15 protein-coding genes are annotated in these 17,702 nt (G+C 70.3%); 13 read left to right on the top strand and 2 right to left on the bottom strand.

What is annotated here, in order from left to right; translation table 11 throughout:
• Positions 1 to 89 precede the first annotated feature (89 nt).
• From OG730_RS10410 to OG730_RS10380, 7 genes are all read left to right on the top strand, one after another.
• Positions 90 to 1,163, top strand: coding sequence for a cytochrome P450 (locus OG730_RS10410; RefSeq protein ID WP_327303983.1), 1,074 nt, complete (start codon positions 90 to 92; stop codon positions 1,161 to 1,163).
• 115 nt (positions 1,164 to 1,278) lie between these two features.
• Positions 1,279 to 1,827 carry a hypothetical protein gene (locus OG730_RS10405; RefSeq protein WP_327303982.1) on the top strand — a complete coding sequence of 183 codons (549 nt, stop codon included), beginning with the start codon at positions 1,279 to 1,281 and terminating at the stop codon, positions 1,825 to 1,827.
• A 101-nt stretch (positions 1,828 to 1,928) separates the two neighbouring features.
• Positions 1,929 to 3,140 carry a cytochrome P450 gene (locus tag OG730_RS10400; RefSeq protein WP_327303981.1) on the top strand — a complete coding sequence of 404 codons (1,212 nt, stop codon included), beginning with the start codon at positions 1,929 to 1,931 and terminating at the stop codon, positions 3,138 to 3,140.
• Positions 3,141 to 3,250: 110 nt separating this feature from the next.
• Positions 3,251 to 4,459 (top strand): cytochrome P450, encoded by a 1,209-nt coding sequence (locus OG730_RS10395; RefSeq protein ID WP_327303980.1) that lies wholly within the window; start codon positions 3,251 to 3,253, stop codon positions 4,457 to 4,459.
• Positions 4,459 to 5,835: a condensation domain-containing protein gene (locus OG730_RS10390; protein WP_327309210.1), complete on the top strand. Its 1,377-nt coding sequence runs from the start codon at positions 4,459 to 4,461 to the stop codon at positions 5,833 to 5,835. The genes OG730_RS10395 and OG730_RS10390 overlap by 1 nt, the downstream gene beginning before the upstream one ends.
• A 298-nt stretch (positions 5,836 to 6,133) precedes the next feature.
• On the top strand, positions 6,134 to 6,901 hold the full coding sequence (locus OG730_RS10385; protein ID WP_327303979.1) for a GDSL-type esterase/lipase family protein: 768 nt from the start codon (positions 6,134 to 6,136) through the stop codon (positions 6,899 to 6,901).
• Positions 6,902 to 7,425: 524 nt separating this feature from the next.
• A complete protein-coding gene (locus tag OG730_RS10380) occupies positions 7,426 to 7,665 on the top strand; it encodes a hypothetical protein (RefSeq protein ID WP_327303978.1) in 240 nt (79 codons plus the stop codon).
• Positions 7,666 to 8,086: 421 nt separating this feature from the next.
• Here the strand turns inward: OG730_RS10380 and OG730_RS10375 are convergent, their stop codons facing one another.
• Together OG730_RS10375 and OG730_RS10370 are read right to left on the bottom strand one after the other, a co-directional pair.
• Complete coding sequence (locus OG730_RS10375; RefSeq protein WP_327303977.1) at positions 8,087 to 8,638, bottom strand: YceI family protein; 552 nt, start codon at positions 8,636 to 8,638, stop codon at positions 8,087 to 8,089.
• A gap of 211 nt (positions 8,639 to 8,849) precedes the next feature.
• Entirely contained in the window at positions 8,850 to 9,797 is a 948-nt protein-coding gene (locus OG730_RS10370; protein WP_327303976.1) for a methionyl-tRNA formyltransferase, read from the bottom strand.
• A 262-nt stretch (positions 9,798 to 10,059) separates the two neighbouring features.
• Between OG730_RS10370 and OG730_RS10365 the strand changes: the two genes are divergently transcribed.
• From OG730_RS10365 to OG730_RS10340, 6 genes are all read left to right on the top strand, one after another.
• Positions 10,060 to 11,427: a lysine N(6)-hydroxylase/L-ornithine N(5)-oxygenase family protein gene (locus OG730_RS10365; RefSeq protein ID WP_327303975.1), complete on the top strand. Its 1,368-nt coding sequence runs from the start codon at positions 10,060 to 10,062 to the stop codon at positions 11,425 to 11,427.
• Positions 11,428 to 11,558: 131 nt separating this feature from the next.
• Positions 11,559 to 12,647: a FecCD family ABC transporter permease gene (locus tag OG730_RS10360; protein WP_442814871.1), complete on the top strand. Its 1,089-nt coding sequence runs from the start codon at positions 11,559 to 11,561 to the stop codon at positions 12,645 to 12,647.
• Complete coding sequence (locus OG730_RS10355) at positions 12,644 to 13,765, top strand: FecCD family ABC transporter permease (protein WP_327303974.1); 1,122 nt, start codon at positions 12,644 to 12,646, stop codon at positions 13,763 to 13,765. The genes OG730_RS10360 and OG730_RS10355 overlap by 4 nt, the downstream gene beginning before the upstream one ends.
• A 40-nt stretch (positions 13,766 to 13,805) precedes the next feature.
• Positions 13,806 to 14,681, top strand: coding sequence for an ABC transporter ATP-binding protein (locus OG730_RS10350; protein ID WP_327303973.1), 876 nt, complete (start codon positions 13,806 to 13,808; stop codon positions 14,679 to 14,681).
• A gap of 108 nt (positions 14,682 to 14,789) precedes the next feature.
• On the top strand, positions 14,790 to 15,860 hold the full coding sequence (locus OG730_RS10345; RefSeq protein ID WP_327303972.1) for an iron-siderophore ABC transporter substrate-binding protein: 1,071 nt from the start codon (positions 14,790 to 14,792) through the stop codon (positions 15,858 to 15,860).
• A gap of 2 nt (positions 15,861 to 15,862) precedes the next feature.
• A complete protein-coding gene (locus OG730_RS10340; RefSeq protein WP_327303971.1) occupies positions 15,863 to 17,650 on the top strand; it encodes an ABC transporter ATP-binding protein in 1,788 nt (595 codons plus the stop codon).
• Positions 17,651 to 17,702 lie beyond the last annotated feature (52 nt).

Genomic DNA, 17,702 nt, shown 5'->3' with positions numbered 1-17,702 from the left:
AGGAGCCGTGCTCGCCCTCGGCCTGGGTTGCTCCCGCGCCGTCCGCCGGCCGAGCGGATCGCGGGCGGCGGCCGGGGAGCGAGGTCCTGGTGTTCAGTCGGTACGCCGACGTGGCGGTGATCGCCCGCGATCCGGCGTTCGTGGCCAAGGACGCCGCCTGGTTCGACGGGCACCGTCCCGGCTGGCGGCGCAGTCCCGGGATGCGGTTGTTCGGCACCAGCATGGTGTTCCACAACGGAGGGAGCCACCAGCGGCTGCGGAAGGCAGCGTCGCCCGCCTTCAGCCCGGCGCGCCTTCGCTCCTTGCGTGAGACCGTGTACGCCGCCACCGAGGAATGTCTGGATCTGCTCGACGCGCGGCCGCACGGTGACGTCGTCGATCTGCACGCGCTGCTCCCCCTTCCGGTCACCTGCCGCACCCAGTGCGCCCTCATCGGCCTCCCTGAGGAGGACGCGCCGTTCCTCTACGAGCTGGTGCAGCCGCTGCTGGCGCTGCTCGACCCCATGGTCGGCCTCCGCGCACTACGGGAGGCGGACCGCGCCGCCGAGACCCTGCGGCCCTACTTGGACCGGCTGGTGGCCGAACGACGGGCGCGGCCGGGAGAGGACCTGGCGTCGTCGGTCGCCTGCTTGCTCGACGACGACGAGGCGGCTTCCGCTCTCGCCCTCGCGCTGACCGCCGGTTTCGACACCACGGTGACGCTGCTCGACCACGCGATCACCGCGCTCATGACGTCGCCGGCGCGAACCGCGGTGGCTTCCGGCGAACCGTCCCGCGTCGACGCCGCGATCAGCGAGTCCCTGCGTCTCGCCCCTCCCGTTCGGCTGATCACGCGCGTCGCCCGGCACGAGGTGACGGTCGGCGGTGTGCGGGTCCCGGCAGGCCGGGAAGTCATGGCGCTCATCGCCGAAGCGCACCGGGACCCCGCCCACTTCACCGATCCGGACGTGTTCGACCCCGACCGCCCGGCGGGCCGGCTGCTCTCCTTCGGCGGTGGCGCCCACTACTGCCTGGGCGCCCAACTGGCACGCCTGGAAGCCTCACTCGTCCTGCCCGCTCTGCTACGGCGCTTTCCCCGCATGGCGCCCGCCGGCCCGCCGTGTCCCGACGACCGCATCACAGTGAGCGGCTGGACTGACCTTCCCGTCGTGCTCGACCCCTGACCCTGCCCCGCACCCGGCACGACAGCACAGGTCCTCCGGGCCGTGCCACCCCCCACCCGGTCCCGAGAACTCTCCGGACAGTTCGCACCACTTCATCCAACGAAAGGGCACCACCATGCATCCCTTCCCCCGCACGGCCCGGTACACCCGTCACCTGCAGATCCTCACCGTCTGCGCCGCGGCCCTGTGCGCGGGTACGGCGCTCCTGGCGCCAGCTGCCGCCGCGAAGCCTGCCGCGGCGGAGTCCGTCGTCTGCGAAAGCACCGCCCGCGGCACGCTCCAGGCCCCGCAGCTCGGCAGTCCGACGCGCTTCACCGGCACGGGAACCATCACGTGCCGCAACGAACAGGGTGAGCCCTACCTCGAAGGTAAGACCGAGTTCAGCGGCACGCTGCCCTCCCCGACAGCGGACGCCAAGCCTGAGAGCCGAAGCAGGGTGGAGTGGTCGGACGGCAAGGTCACCACCGGCACGTTCACCGACTTCGGCACGGAGGTGGGCGACGACGGCGTCCTGAAGTTCACGATCAAGGGCGTCAACGACGCCGCCAGCACCCGCTTCGGCGGCTACACCGTCTCCATCACCGGGCATTCCGTCCGTGAGGTCCCCGACCCCACCGGGGAGATCCACACCACGGAGCAGGGCCAGGTCCTCTACACGCCGTGACCAAGCGCCCGGTGTGGTGGCGTCCCGGGGCGCCGCCACACCGGGCACTGCCCAGATCCGCGTACGTACGCGCCGACGCTCCGTTGCGAAAGACCCAGCCGATGAACCCCTCGACGACCACCGGGCCGAAAACGGCGCTCCACCCGTTCTTCGACCCCTTCGATCCCGCCCTGCACGCCGACCCGTACGCCCGTTACACCGCGGCGCGCGAGGCCGCCGCATTGTGCGAAGGGCCGCACGGTCTGGTGGTGGTGACCCGACACGCGGACGTCTCACACGCACTGCGGGACAACCGGCTCGGCCACGGTCCGCTCACCGCACCGAACCGGATCTTCTCCTTCCTGGGCATGGACCCGCCCCACCACGGACCGCTGCGCCGACTCGCCGCACGCTTCTTCAGCCCCGCCGCCGTCAGCGCACTGGCCCCACAGATCACCGCCGCCGTCGACGAACTCCTCGACCAGGCACTGTCGAAACGACAGGTCGACCTGCTCGCCGACTTCGCCTACCCGCTGTCGCTCCGCGTGGTCTGCGGCCTGTTCGCGCTTCCCGAGCAGGACCAGGCGTGGATCCGGGAGCAGACACCGCCCGTCGCCCGGCTCCTCGACCCGGCTTATGCCCTCACCGACCACGATGTTGCCACGGCCCACTCGGCGGCCGGTAAGTTCGTCGCCTACCTGCACCGCAAGATCAACGAACGGCGCCGGCGCCCTGGCCCGGACGCCCTCAGTGCCCTGGCCGCCGAAGCCGACCTGGACACGGGATTCACCCGTCGTGACCTGCTGCCGATGTGTGCCCTGCTGCTACTGGCCGGCTACGAGACCACCGCCAATGTCATCGCCAACAGTGCTCTGGCCCTGCTGCGCTACCCGGACCAGCTCGCCGCCGCGCGCGACCGCGTCGACGGCGGTCGGCTGGACGGCGGCGCCATGAACGAACTGCTGCGCTACGACTCCTCGATCCAGATCACCTTCCGCACGGTGCAGCGTCCGACCGTGATCGCGGGCACATCACTGGCGCCAGGAACTCCGACGGCTCTGCTCATCGGATCGGCCAACCGCGACCCCCGCGTGTTCGCCGAACCCGCCCGACTGGACCTGGACCGCGTACACAATCCGCACCTGAGCTTCGGCGCGGGCATCCACTACTGCCTCGGCGCGCCCCTCGCCAGGCTGGAAGCGTCCCTGGCTCTGGGCCGGCTGCTCGCCCGGACCCGTGCCATGGAATTGGCCTCCGGCCCGGTCCGGCACAAGGACACCACCGCCACCGTCCGCGGCGTGGAAGCCCTCCCCGTCGTTCTCACCCCCGCCTGACCCCCCGGCCCGCGCCCGACAGAAGAAGGGAAACGACCCTCCTCATGGTGTCCCTCTGCCCGCCGGTAGCTCCGAGCCCTGTCGCGGGGGCATGCCCGTACCCCCGGCTGGTGACCGGTGATCCCATGTTCTGGGACGCGGACACGACCTTCCGGGAACTGCGCGAGCAGGCACCCGCTCAGCAGGTCGTCCTGCCCGGCGGCCTCGTCGCCTGGATGATCACCGGTGCAGCCGAGGCGCGACAGGCTCTGACCGACGGCCGCCTGGCCCACGACATGCGCCGGCTTCCCGACCCCCGACAGGGGTTCGGCGGCCTGCGCTACCCCGACGACCTCTTCTCGGCCGAAGGCCGCCACCTGCTCAACAGCGACGGCACCGCCCACCAACGGCTGCGGGCGATCCTCGCCCCCCTGCTGACCCGCACGGCCGCACAGCGCTGGCAGCCCTTCATCACCCGCACCTGCGCCGAACTCCTCGACTCCCTGGCCGGAGCCGACCATCCCGACCTGGTCGCCGACTACGCCCGCCCCCTTGCCGTCCGGGTCACCACCACCCTCCTGGGGATCCCGGAAGATCTGCAGCACCGCCTGACCAGCCTGACGCTGACGATGATCAGCGCCGCCGACCCCGAGAACCCCACCGTTCGAAAACACCGCACCGAATTGTTCGGACTGTGGTCCCGCGTCCTCGGCGACAAACGGCGCAGGCCCGGCGACGACGTCCTCACTCGCCTCACCGTCGCTCACCGCCAGGGCCGCCTGTCGGCCGAGGAGCTCCTCTCCGTGGCCTGGGGCCTGTTCTCCGGCGGCATTACCCCCACCACCGCCCTGATCACCTCCGGCGCGGTCGAAGCCATGCAGAGCCCCGAACTGCGCCGGGCATTGCACGCCGGCGCCGACGCGACCCGCCTCACCGAGGAGCTACTGCGCCTCACCAGCCCTTTCCCGGTCGCCACCTGGCGATTCGCCCTGGAGGACGTCACTGTCGGCGACACCCTGATCCCGCAGGGCGCCGTGGTGCTGATCGCCCTGGCCGCCGCCAACCGCGACCCCGACTCCTACTCCGAACCCGACACCGCGCACCCGCACCGCCCCGGCGCCCACCTCGCGTTCGGACTGGGCCCGCACTACTGCCCCGGCGCCCCCCTCGCCCGCGTCCAGGCCGCCGGCGCGCTCACCGCCCTGTTCGGCCGGTTCCCCGACATCCGCCTCGCCACCGCGAAGACCGCGCTCCACCGACAGGGCGTGCTCGTCGACCGCTGCTACGAGAGCGTGCCGGTCCGCACCGACGACACCACCACCATCCAGGACGCGACGTGATGCAGATCCCCGCCGAGGCGGCCGAGATCGAACCCGGCCACGCCTACACCTGGCGGATCTCCTTCCCGGACCTACCTGCGGATCCGGGTTCCCGTCGGCCGGCGAGCTACAACCAGGCGGCCCATCTGGCCGCAGCCTGTTCCGCGCAACTGGCCGACCAGCCGCCGCCCTTCGGCCTCGCCATCGCTTGCACCTTCGAACTGACCGGCCCCGTCGATCTGCCGGCACTCGAAGCCGCACTGATGCACCTGGTCCACCGGCACGAGGTGCTCCGCACCTGCTGCCGCCGCACCGCACGGAGCGTATCCATCCATGTCCGCACTCCAGAAGAGGCGCACTTGGAGCGTGTCGATGCGGGACCACGCCTCTCACGCGTCGCCACCCGCGCCCACCTGCACGAACTCCTCCAACTCGTCGACCCTGCCACAGGGCCCCTGATGGTCGCGGGCGCCATCGTCCGCGAGGGCTCGACCACGGTCCACGTGGTCTACGACCACCTCGTGGCCGACGTGATCTCCGCCCCCATCACCGTCGCCGACCTCGCCCGCACCTATGAAGACCTGACACACGGACGCCGGCCGGACCCCACTCCGGCCGGCAGCTACATCGACTTCGCACGCGAGGAACGCACCCACAACCTCGCCCTGCGCGCACAGGACGAACAACTACAGCACTGGCGCGAGTTCCTCACCCACGGCGGGGACCACCTCCCCGCCTTCCCCCTGGACCTCGGCGTCCCACCAGACCACGTGTACCCGCCGGTCAACCGCACCCGCACCCTGCTGCCCGGCCCCCTGACCGACCAGCTGGAGACAGCGTGCCGCACATCCGGCGGCAGCTTGCTGACCGGACTCCTCGCCGCGACGGCGGCCTCCGTCCGGGAAGAAGGCGGCCCCGACATCTACCGGGCGCTCATGCCCATCAACCGGCGTGGACGAAACCGCTACTCCCGCTCCATCGGCTGGTTCATCAACGCCCTTCCCCTCGCGATCCCCGCCCCCCGCCGCGCCTCCCTCGCCACCCGACTCGCCCTGGCACGCGCGGGATACGAACCGGCACGCCAACAAGCCGACGTGCACTCCGTTCGCGCACAGCAACTACTCCGCCGCGCGGACGCCACCAGCGACGCCCACCGCCCCGCCAGCTTCTTCTCCTACCTCGACTTCCGCACCACGCCCGGGGCCGAGCATCCATCGACCCGTACCGCCACCGTGCACGTGTGGTCCCCGGCCTGCAACGGAAGCTTCCTGTGGTTCCACCGCAACCACAGCGGGCTGCACCTCAACAGCCTCCACGCCGACACCCCGCTCGCACGACAGACCACCGACTCCCTGGCCCACCGGCTCGTCCGGAACCTTCTCTCCTTCTCGGAGTGATCCAGCATCCGCGAGATGGCGGCGGAAAGAAGTGGCCCGATCCAGGCCAAGCCGCCGACCTGGATCCGGCGTGCCGGGCACGCGAAGCCGGCGAGGTGGCCTGAGCTGCCACTTCGATCCGTGAGCTGAGCTCGGAGACTTCGCCGTTGGGCTCCGCGATGACGTGCACCAGGCGAGTGACCAGTCCGGTTGGCCTCCGGAAGTGGCTATTCCGGTGCCAGCCCGTGCCGCCCGGTGGCGGCGGGAGTTGTACAGGCGACATGCCCTTGTCCAACATCATGCGAAGAGGTGCCACCTGATGTCCTCACTGACAGACGCTCCGAGCTCCGGCCGCGAGATCCCGATCATGATCGTCGGCGACTCCATCAGTCACGGCAGCAGCGGCGACTGGACCTGGCGCTACCACCTCTGGAAGCACCTGCGAGCCCAGCACGTCGAGCTCGACCTCGTCGGCCCGAAGAACACCCTCGACAACATCCGTACGCAGGAGGTCGGCGACGGCGACCAGACCTACGCCGACCCCGAGTTCGACACCGACCACGACGCCCAGTGGGGCCGCCCCTACGTGACCGAGAAGGAGGAGATCGAGGCCAAGGTCGCCGAGCACAAGCCCGACTACCTGCTGGTCCTCCTCGGCATCAACGACCTCGTCTGGTACGACGTGGACCCGCCGAAGTTCGAGGTCAACCTGCGCGAGTTCATCGCCAACGCCCGCCGCGGCAACCCGAAGCTGGCTGCCGCCTTCGGCACCGTCCTGGAGACCACCCGCGCCGTCGAGGAGCCGGAGTTCGCGCTGAAGGTGGCTGGGGCCAACGACCGGCTGCGCACCGTGGTGAAGGAGCTCTCCACGGTGGAGTCCCCGCTGTACGTCGCGGAGACGGCAGCGGAGTTCGTGGCCGCCAAGCACACCTGGGACGGCACTCACCCCAATCCCAACGGCGAGATCCGCATCGCCGCAGCGTTCGCCGACGTCATGGCCGCAGCCTTCGGTATCGGCACGCCCTACCCGCGGCCCTATCCCGACATCGCCCAGGTAGCGGCACAGGCCAAGGAAACCATCGACTGACCCACACGGTGACGCGCGGCCCGGACCCCGTGCCCCAGCCCGCGCCCTGAGTCCCGGAACCGGCCCTGTCCCCGGAACAGGCACGCCCACGGCAGCCGGCCCTGCGCATGATCAGAGACTGTCAGCAGCTCCCTGCGGAAGGACGCGCCATCCGGCCTGCGCGCGGCCTTCGAGGGAGCGGGCTCCGGGGGTGCGGGAAGGTGTCGGCCGCGGCTTGGACGCGCAGCGCACAGCTCCGAGCTCGTGCACGGTTGACGGCGAGACGTCGCCGCGATCGTTGATCACGGTTGTGAGTTGGGCGGCCCTACTGCCATCAGCTTCTTCGCCCGACTCCATCCGAGAGGACGGGGCCGGTCTTGACCTCGCCGCCGGGCGCGGTGGCACCAGCCGGTCCCGGCGAGGGCGATGGGAAGTGCGGCCGCCGCCAGGCCGGCCACCCTGCGGCGGCCGTGACCGCGAGCCCTCCGACTGGGCAGACAAGGCCCCGGCCGTTTCCTTCCCAGATCTTGATCGTTTCCCAGGCCATGAAGAAGATCATGCTCGCGGCACTGCCTGTGCTCGCCCTCGCCCTCGGCGCCCCCGCGGCCCACGCCGACAGCGACTCCAACTTCGGCGGCGGCGTCAACGCCCCGAACAACTGGAACTTCACCGCCGGTGACGTCTGCCTCCAGGAAGTCGCCGTCGTGCCCGCCCTCGGCAACCGGGCCGGCGACCACCCCAACAACTGCACCAACGGCAACGTCATCGACCACTCCGGCCGCTGACAGAGGGCATCGCCGGGCCCCACTTGCGCGACCCGGCTGACGGCCGCGGGAGCCTCTGAGGAAGCAGAGCACACGAGGCGAAGCCATGCCGCAAGGCTCTCAACTGCGGTTACCTTCGTTTTGTTTTCGTCAGATTTGTTTCTGACGACCCACTACGTGGAGTGCGTGGCGATCCTGGAGCGGGTGGCGAAGGACGCCTGACCTGGGTTGGTTCGGGTGCCGGAGGGGTGTCTCGCGCAGCGGGGGTGCCGGCTGCTGCGCGAGATGCTCCGGCGCCTTGTCGGCCACGGCCACGGCCTCGGCCGGTTCGGCACCCGGTCGTCCTCGTTGGCGCCCTCCGAGTACGCGAAGCCACGTTCCGTCGGCCGTGACGCCCCGGCCCTCCCGGGCGGGGTGTCACGTGCCGGTCGGCCGGGTGTTGTCAGCCCTGCCTGATCGCGGAGATGTCGAACTCCAGGACGACCTTGTCGCCGACCAGTACGCCGCCGCCTTCCAGGGCCGCGTTCCAGGTCACGCCGAACTCCTTGCGGGAGATGGCCACCGATCCTTCGAGGCCGACCCGCAGGTTTCCGTAGGGGTCGACGGCGTTGCCGGAGTATTCGAAGTCGATGGTGACCGGGCGGGTGGTGTCCTTGATGGTCAGGTCGCCGGTGACGCGGTATTCGGTGTCAGAGCGGGGCTCGACCGAGGTGCTGCGGAACGTGATGTCGGGGAAGTCGGGAGCGTTCAGGAAGTCGTTGGTGCGCAGGTGCTGGTCGCGCTGTTCGACGCCGGTGTCGATGCTGTCGGCCTTGATCACCACCTGGCCGGTGGACCGGGCCGGATCGGCGCCGTCCAGGTGGGCCGAGCCCTCGAACTGGTGGAACGCGCCTCGGACTTTGGTCACCATGGCGTGGCGGGCCACGAAGCCGATCCGGGTGTGCGCCGGGTCGAGGACGTAGTCGCCGGTCAGCGCGGTGATGTCGACGGTCATGGTGGGGGTGCCTCCGAGGGCCGGGATCCCGGCGGCGGTATGCCGGGATCGATTCGGCCCACGCTAGGGCGCGAGTGATTCCCGTCCCGGCCGGACGCACGGGGCCGCGGCGAAGTGCACTCTGACCAGCGACCTCTGGCCGGCCACTGCCGGCATTCGGTGACGGCCCGCCCGGGGACCGGCGGCCGGGGCGGGCCGGGGGCGGGTGGGGTTACGGGCGGGACGTGAGGTAGCCGCCCATGGACTTGAAGTAGGTGGAGGCCGGGAGTTCCTTGCCGTCCTCCGTGCGGACGGAGGTGATGGACAGGCCGTGGTTGTGGCCCGTGTGGGCGGTCGGGCCGGCGACGATGACCACGCCTTCGCCCTCGCGGTAGAAGATGCGGCCCGGGGTGCCGCCGTAGCGGCCCTCGGAGACGACGGCCGTGAGGATCTCCAGGCGCTTGCCCCGGTGGAAGGTGAAGGCGGCGGGGTAGGGGGCCGACTGGGCGCGGACCAGGCGTTCCAGGGTTTCGGCGGGCCAGGACCAGTCGATGCGGATGTCCTCCTCGGCCCGCTTGTGGAAGAAGGTGGCCTGGGAGCGGTCCTGCTTCGTGAACTCCGTTTGGCCGGACGCGATGAGGTCGAGGGCGGCGATCGTGACCGGGGCGATCAGGTCGACCGTCTTGTGGAACAGGTCCGTGGTCGTGTCCGTGGGGCCGACGGGGATCGAGCGCTGCATGACGATGTCGCCGGCGTCCAGGACCTCGTCCATCATGTGCGCCGTCACGCCGACCTCGGGCTCGCCGTTGACGAGGGCCCAGATGAGGGGGGAGAAGCCCGCGTACTTCGGGAGGAGGGAGTCGTGGATGTTGAGCGTGCCGTGCCGGGGGAGGGTGTAGATGCGCGGCGGTATCCAGGTGCGCCAGTTGTTCGCGACGAGGATGTCCGGGTCGGCTTCCTTGAGCTGCTGGAACAGTTCCTCGTCGTCCGGGCGGTTGCGGATGACGACCGGGACGCCGTGCTCCTCGGCGAGGTCGGCGACCGAGTCGCTCCAGATCTTCTCGTAGGCGTGCTCGCTCTTGGGGTGGGTCACGACCATCACGACGTCGTGCTCGGAGTCCAGGAGCGCCTTCAGGGTGCGATGGCCCCAGGTCTGATAACCGAACATGACGACCCGCATCGGGGTTCCTCCTCAGAAGAGCGAAATAAGCAAAGGCAAGTAAAGCAAGGCTTACCTAACGACGCAACAGCCCCGATTCTGGGCTTGATTGGGTTGGGTGGGGGTGTTTTGTGCGGTTTGCCTGGTCGACAGAGCGTCTGGATCAGGTTAGCTTTACCTAAGTTCCACTCGGCTGCCGGTCACCGGTGCGCCTGGACGCCCCCTTTCCCCCACCCCTGACACGACGCCTGGCAGGCGGCTGTCCCGCACCAATGGGAGTGACATGTCACAGGCTCTTCCTGGCGACGCACCACTGATCCACGACCTGATCGGTATCGGCTTCGGGCCGTCGAACGTCGCCATGGCGATCGCGCTCAGCGAGCACAACGTGCGCGTCGGAAGGCAAGAGGCGGTCACCGCCCACTTCTTCGAGCAGCAGCCCCGCTTCGGGTGGCACCGCGGCATGCTCATCGACGACGCGACGATGCAAGTGTCCTTCATGAAGGACCTGGTGACGCTCCGGAACCCGACCAGCGAATACAGCTTCCTCTGCTACCTGCAGGAGAAGGGCCGGCTGATCGACTTCGTCAACCACAAGAACCTGTTCCCGCTCCGGGTCGAGTTCCACGACTACCTGGAGTGGGCCGCCGCCAAGGTGGACGACATGGTCTCGTACGGCCACCAGGTCGTCTCCGTCGAGCCCGTGCTGCGGGACGGCGTCGTGGAGTACCTCGACGTGACGGCGCGCTCCGGCGACGAGGTCGTCGTCCACCGCGCCCGCAACCTCGTCATCTCCACCGGACTGCGCCCGGTCATGCCGGAGGGCGTCGAGCGGACCGACCACGTCTGGCACAACACCGACCTGCTGAAGAAGATCGACGGGCTGGAGGGCAGCGAGCCCACCCGTTTCGTCGTGGTCGGCGCCGGTCAGAGCGCCGCCGAGAACGTGGCCTACCTGCACCGCCGTTTCCCGCGGGCCGAGGTCTGCGCGGTCTTCTCCCGCTACGGCTACAGCCCGGCGGACGACAGCAGCTTCGCCAACCGCATCTTCGACCCCCAGGCGGTGGACGAGTACTTCACCGCCCCGGAGGACGTGAAGCAGCGGCTGATGGGCTACCACGGCAACACCAACTACTCCGTGGTCGACATCGACCTCATCGACGACCTCTACCGGCAGTCGTACCAGGAGAAGGTGCTCGGCACCGAGCGGCTGCGCTTCCTGAACGTCTCGCGCCTGACGGGCGTGGAGGAGACCGCCGACGGGGTCCGCGCCACCATCAAGTCCCTGGTCACCGGCGAGGAGAGCGTGCTCGACGCCGACGTCGTGGTGTGCGCCACCGGGTACCAGCAGGCCGACGGCCTGGGCCTGCTCGGCGAGGTCGCCGACCGCTGCCACCGTGACGACCAGGGCCGGATCCGGGTCGAGCGCGACTACCGGGTCACGACCGACCTCGAACTGAGCTGCGGCATCTACCTCCAGGGCGGCACCGAGCACACGCACGGCATCACCTCCTCCCTGCTGTCCAACACCGCGGTCAGGGTCGGCGAGATACTCGACTCGATCCTCGACCGGAACCTCAAGGCCGTGCCCGAGCAGGCCCGTCCGGTCGCCGGGGGAGCGGGCGGCGGAGCCCGCCAGCCGGCCGTCTGACCGGTCCCCGCCCACCCACTGCCGTGCCTCCCGGGCGTTCTCGCGCCTGAGGCACGGCAGTAGTGTGCGACCAGGTGCCCCATGCATCCAGTCGCTCCGTCACGCAGTTGCCCCATACCGAAGGAACGTCCGTGCCCCCTGGTACTCGCCTCCCCGTCGGCGGCCCGCCCGCGGTCGGGCGCCCGGCACCCTCCCGGGCCGTCGCACGGGCCCGGCGGCGGCGGATCGTGGGTCTGCTCGCCCTCCTCGCGGTCCTCGTGGCCGCGGCCCTGGTGTCCCTCGCCGTCGGCGCGCGGGCGCTCAGCCCCGCCGAGGCGTGGCACGGGCTCTTCGCGGATCCGGACCCCGACCAGAAGCTCTCCGAGGCCCGGCTCATCATGCGGACGGTACGGGTGCCCCGTACGGTCCTCGCGATCGTGGCGGGCATCGCCCTGGGCGTCGGCGGGGCGCTGATCCAGGGGTACACGCGCAACCCCATCGCGGACACCGGCCTGCTCGGGGTGAACACCGGAGCCTCGTTCGCCGTGGTGTCGGCGATCGCCCTGTTCGGGTTCACCGACCCGTTCCAGTACGTCTGGTTCGCCTTCCTGGGCGCCGCGCTCGCCGGTGTCGTCGTGTTCGGGCTCTCCAGCATCGGCCGGGGCGCGGGCAATCCGCTGACGCTCGCCCTGGCCGGGCAGGGGGTCACGGTGTTCCTGATGGCCATGACGACGGCGGTCGCGCTGTCGGACAAGGCGGCGCTGAACGCGCTGCGGTTCTGGAACGCGGGGTCGGTGGCCGGCGTCGGCTTCGGCGTCATCTGGCCGGTGACCGCCTTCATCGTGGTCGGGCTGGTACTGGCGCTGGCCACCCTGCCCTCCGTCAACCTGCTGAACCTGGGCGACGACGTGGCCCGGGGACTGGGCGTCAACATCACGCTGATCCGGACCGTCGGCATCGTCGCCATCACGCTGCTGGCGGGCGCGGCCACGGCGGCGTGCGGGCCCATCGCCTTCCTCGGGCTGATGGTGGCGCACGTGGCCCGCTATCTGGCCGGGCCCGATTACCGCTGGCTGGTGCCGTACGCGGGTCTGCTCGGCGCGGTCGTCCTTCTGGTCTGCGACATCGTGGGACGCGTCGTGGTGCGGCCGGGAGAGCTGGACGCGGGCATCCTCGTCGCTCTCCTCGGCGCTCCGTTCTTCGCGGTCCTGGTGTGGCGGGGAAAGTTCAAGAGCGCATGAACGTGACCGATGTGAAGTCCGCCGAGAAGTCAGTCGACAAGTCAGGCGAGAACTCCGGCGAGAACTCCGCCAGGAAGCCCTCGGTGGCGCCGGGTGTGCGGCTCGGCGGCCTGTCGTTCGTCTGGCGGCCCAGGATCGTGCTGGTCACGCTGCTGCTGGCGGCGGCGGCCTTCCTGCTGTTCTGCCTGTCCATCGCCGTGGGGGACTTCCCCCTCGGCCTGTCGCAGGTGGTGGCCACCCTCTTCGGCGGCGGCGAACAGGTCGACCAGTTCGTGATCATGGACCTGCGCATGCCGCGGGCCCTGGCCGGCCTCGTCGTCGGCGTCGCGCTGGGGATGTCCGGGGCGATCACCCAGTCCATCGCCCGCAATCCGCTGGCCAGTCCGGACATCCTGGGGATCACCGGGGGCGCCAGCGCGGTCGCGGTGTGCCTGGTGACGGTGTCGGGCGGGGCCACGGCCGCGGTCGTCAGCTCCGTGGGACTGTCCGGGGCGGCGCTCGCGGGAGGCCTCGCCACCGGACTGCTGGTCTACTTCATGGCCTGGCGGCGCGGGGTCGACGGCTTCCGGCTCATCCTCATCGGCCTCTCCGTGAGCGCCGTGATGGAGGCGATCACCACCTGGCTGCTGGTCACCGCCGACATCAGGGACGTGGCGCGGGCCCAGGCCTGGCTGGTCGGCTCCCTGGACAACCGGTCGTGGGACGAGGTGTCGGTGGCCCTGTGGGGCACGCTCGCCCTCGCGGTGGTCGTGGCGTGCGTGGCCTTCCAGTTCAAGCCGCTGCACTTCGGCGACGACGTGGCCGCCGGTCTCGGCGTCCGGTTCGCGCTCGTACGGGCCGTCCTGCTGCTGTGCGCGGTGCTCCTGGCCGGCTTCGCGGTGAGCGCGGCGGGACCGGTCCCGTTCGTCGCCATGGTGGCGCCGCAGGTGGCGCTGCGTCTGACGAAGTCGCCCACGCCTCCGTTGGTGGCCTCCGCCGTGACGGGGGCGCTGCTGCTGATCGGCTCCGACCTGGTGGCCCGTACGGCACTGCCGATCACCCTGCCGGTCGGCGTGGTCACGGCCGCGATCGGCGGCCCCTTCCTCATCTACCTCCTGGTGCGGGCGAACCGCCGCTAGGTGATAGAAAGGTTAGGCAAGCCTAAATAAAGGGGGAGCCGTGGGCGCTCAGTCCATCACCGGGATCCAGTCCGGGACCGAGGGGGTCCCGCGCCTGGTGGCCAAGGGCGTCACCGTCGGGTACGGCGACCGGACCGTCATCGACTCGCTCGACGTGTCGATCCCCGAGGGCGTGGTGACCACCATCATCGGCCCCAACGGCTGCGGCAAGTCCACCCTGTTGCGGACCCTGTCGCGGCTGCTCAAGCCGACCAGCGGCTCCGTGGTCCTGGACGGCGAGGACATCGCCCGGCTGCGGACCAGGGACGTGGCGAAGAAGCTCGGCCTGCTGCCCCAGGCGCCGGTCGCGCCGGAAGGCCTGACCGTGGCCGACCTGGTCGCCAGGGGCCGGCATCCGCACCAGAGCTGGCTGCGCCAGTGGTCCTCGGACGACGCGTCCGTCGTGGAGCGCGCGCTGGCCATGACGGGGGTGGCCGACCTGGCCGACCGCCCCGTGGACGCGCTCTCCGGAGGTCAGCGTCAACGCGTCTGGATATCCATGACCCTCGCTCAGGGCACCGACCTGCTGCTGCTCGACGAGCCCACCACCTATCTCGACCTGGCGCACGCCGTCGACGTGCTGGACCTGGTCGACGACCTGCACGAGTCGGGACGCACCGTGGTCATGGTGCTGCACGACCTCAACCTGGCCGCGCGCTACAGCGACAACCTGATCGTGATGAAGGACGGTTCGGTCCTCGCGCAGGGGCATCCGCGCGAGGTGCTGACCGCCGAACTGCTGCGGGAGGCATTCGGCTTGCGTGCCATGGTGATTGACGATCCGGTGGGCGACCGTCCGCTCGTGGTGCCGATCGGGCGCACGCACGTCCTGAGTGAGGGCGGTCAGAGTGTGGGAAGTCAGAGCGAGGGCGGCTGAAACCAGATAGTTACTACTTAGGCTAGGCTTACCTCACTTCCTCGGGGTACGGTTTGCCTGCCCTAAGTAGGGGGCCGCAGTGGACAGCACGAAAGCAAGGGAACCCGCATGCTCCTCGACCGAACGACACGTATGAAGCCCTGGCGGCAGCTGGCGGCGACCGTGTCCGCCGCGGCCCTCGGTGTAGGCCTCCTTGCCGGCTGCGGTTCCGACTCGGCTGCCACCAACGACAAGGACAAGAAGAAGGACGACAACGCCAACGCCCCGGCCGCCACCGGCGCGTTCCCGGTCACCGTCGAGCACTTCTTCGGCTCCACCGAGGTCAAGAAGGCCCCCCAGCGGGTCGTCACCGTCGGCTACACCGACGACCAGAACGTCCTCGCGTTCGGCATCAAGCCGGTCGGCATGGTCGACCAGTACCCGAACCCGGCCGGTCAGAGCCCTGACATCAACACCCAGTGGCCCTGGGTGAAGGACAAGTGGGGCGAGACCAAGCCCGAGGTCATCATGAACAACGGTGACGCCGGCCCCAACTTCGAGAAGATCGCGGCCCTGCGCCCCGACCTGATCATCGCGGTCTACTCCGAGGTCGACCAGGCCGCCTACGACAAGCTGTCGAAGATCGCCCCGACGGTCGGCCGCACCAAGGCCGAGAAGGAGCCCTTCAGCGCTCCGTGGCAGGACAACGCCCTCCAGATCGCCAAGGCGGTCGGCAAGGAGACCGAGGGCAAGGCGATGATCCAGGGCGTCCAGGACAAGCTCGCCACGGTCAAGAAGGCGCACCCCGAGTTCGCCACCCAGACGGCCGTCGCGGTGTCCTGGTACAAGGACGCGGTCAACCCCTTCACCGCCACCGACGTGCGCGGCCAGCTCCTGACCGGCATGGGCTTCAAGGGTCAGACCGAGCTCGACAAGATCTCGGACGGCAAGTTCTCCTATCCGCTCTCCCCGGAGCGGATGGACCTCATCGACGTCGACCGCGTCTTCGTCATCAACGACAAGGCCGACACGGACGCGCTGAACAAGTTCGACCTCTTCGCCAACCTGAAGGTCACCAAGGCCAAGAAGGTGTCCTACCTGCTGGACAGCGAGGGTCCGGCCGTCGGTGCGGCCGTGTCCCAGGCCACCCTGCCCGCCCTGCCGTTCGCCATCGACGAGCTCGTCAAGTCGGTCGGCTAGGTGTGAGCGCCACGGAGACTCGGGTCGCCCCGGCAACCCTGCGTACGACGACCGGACGTGAAGCAGCCCGATGGGTCGCGGCGAACTGCCGCACGATGCCCTGGCTGACGTCCGGAGCCGTACTCAGCACGGTCGCCGGGGCGGCTCTCCAGATGCTCCCGGTCCTGCTGCTCGGCCGGGTGGTCGACGGAGTGACCGGGGGCGAACCGCGTTCGATCCTGATCACGATCGGGGTCTGGATGGTGGCCGCCGCGCTGCTCGGCGCGGCGGCCACCGCCTTGTCCGCCTACCTGATCGGGCGGCTCGGCGCCGACCTGCTCGCGGACCTGCGCGAGGGCGCCGTACGGGCCGTCCTGGGGATGCCCAGCGCCCGCGTCGAGCAGGTGGGGCGAGGGGACGTGCTCTCCCGGGTCGGCGACGACGTCGCCGTCCTGTCCAAGGGCATCCGCTCGGCCATCCCCACGGTGTTCTCCGCGGGGATCCTGGTGGCCATCGCCACGATCGGCATGTTCGGCCTCGACTGGCGGCTGGGACTGGCCGGCGCCTGCGCCCTGCCGGCCTACGCGCTGGCCCTGCGCTGGTACCTGCCCCGCTCGGCCCCGCTCTACCGCAAGCGCGCGGTGGCCCAGGCCGAGCGCGCGCAGGCCCTGATCAGCGGCCTGAACGGCATCGAGACGGTCCGGGCGCACCGCCTGGAGGAGGCCTTCCGCGAGAAGGTCTCCGCCGATTCGCGGCGGGTGCGGGACCTCGGCATCGAGGTGTTCCACTTCTTCGGCCGCTTCGTCGGCCGGGAGAACCGGGCGGAGTTCATCGGACTCACCCTGATCCTCGTGGTGGGCTACGTCCTGCTGGAGACCGGCTCCGCGACCCTCGGTGAAGTGGCGGCGGCTCCACTGGTGTTCCACCGCCTGTTCACCCCGCTGGGCGCCATCATGTTCACCTTCGACGAGGCCCAGAAGTCGGGCGCGAGCCTGACCCGGCTCGTCGGGGTGCTGGCGGAGTCCACGCAGGACCGGCTGGTCGGGGATTCGACCGCCGCGCCCGCGGACCGGGACCCGTACCCGGTGACGGTGCAGGGGCTGACGTTCCGTTACCCCGGCTCCGAGGAGCCGGTGCTGAGCGACGTCAGCCTGACGATCCCGGCGGGCGGCTCGCTGGCCCTGGTCGGCGCGACGGGGGCCGGCAAGACGACCCTGGCCGCGCTCATCGCCGGCATCGGGACCCCGGAGGCCGGGTCGGTGCGGATCGGCTCGACCGACCTCGCCGATCTGGACGAGGCGGCGGCGCGGGCGCTGGTGAGCATCCTGACCCAGGAGACGCACGTGTTCTCCGGGCCGCTCGCCGACGACCTGCGGCTGGCCGCGCCGGAGGCGACCGACGCCGAACTGCTGGCCGCGCTGGGCACCGTAGGGGCGGCCGAGTGGGTCGACGCGCTGCCCGAGGGGCTGGACACGGCGGTCGGTGAGGGCGGTGCCCGGCTGGACGGCACCAAGGTGGCCCAGGTCGCCCTGGCCCGGCTGGTGCTCGGCCGGGCCCCCGTGGTGGTGCTCGACGAGTCCACCGCGGAGGCGGGCAGCGAGGGCGCCGCCGAGCTGGAGCGGGCCGTACTGGCCGCCTGCGCCGGTCGGACCACCCTGTTCGTGGCGCACCGGCTGACCCAGGCGGTGGCCGCCGACCGGATCGCCGTGCTTGATGCGGGACGCGTCGTGGAGCAGGGCACGCACGAGGAGTTGGTGGCTCTGGGCGGCCGCTACGCGCGACTCTGGCGGGCCTGGAGAGACGCCAGTTAAGCGCCAGGCAGGTGCTAGTTAGGTCACCCTAATTTAGGTTAGGCTGACCTTG

Source organism: Streptomyces sp. NBC_01298 (assembly GCF_035978755.1).
GTDB lineage: Bacteria > Actinomycetota > Actinomycetes > Streptomycetales > Streptomycetaceae > Streptomyces.
The sequence above is the reverse complement of the archived record's forward strand: the minus strand, read 5'-3'. Positions and strand labels throughout refer to the sequence as shown.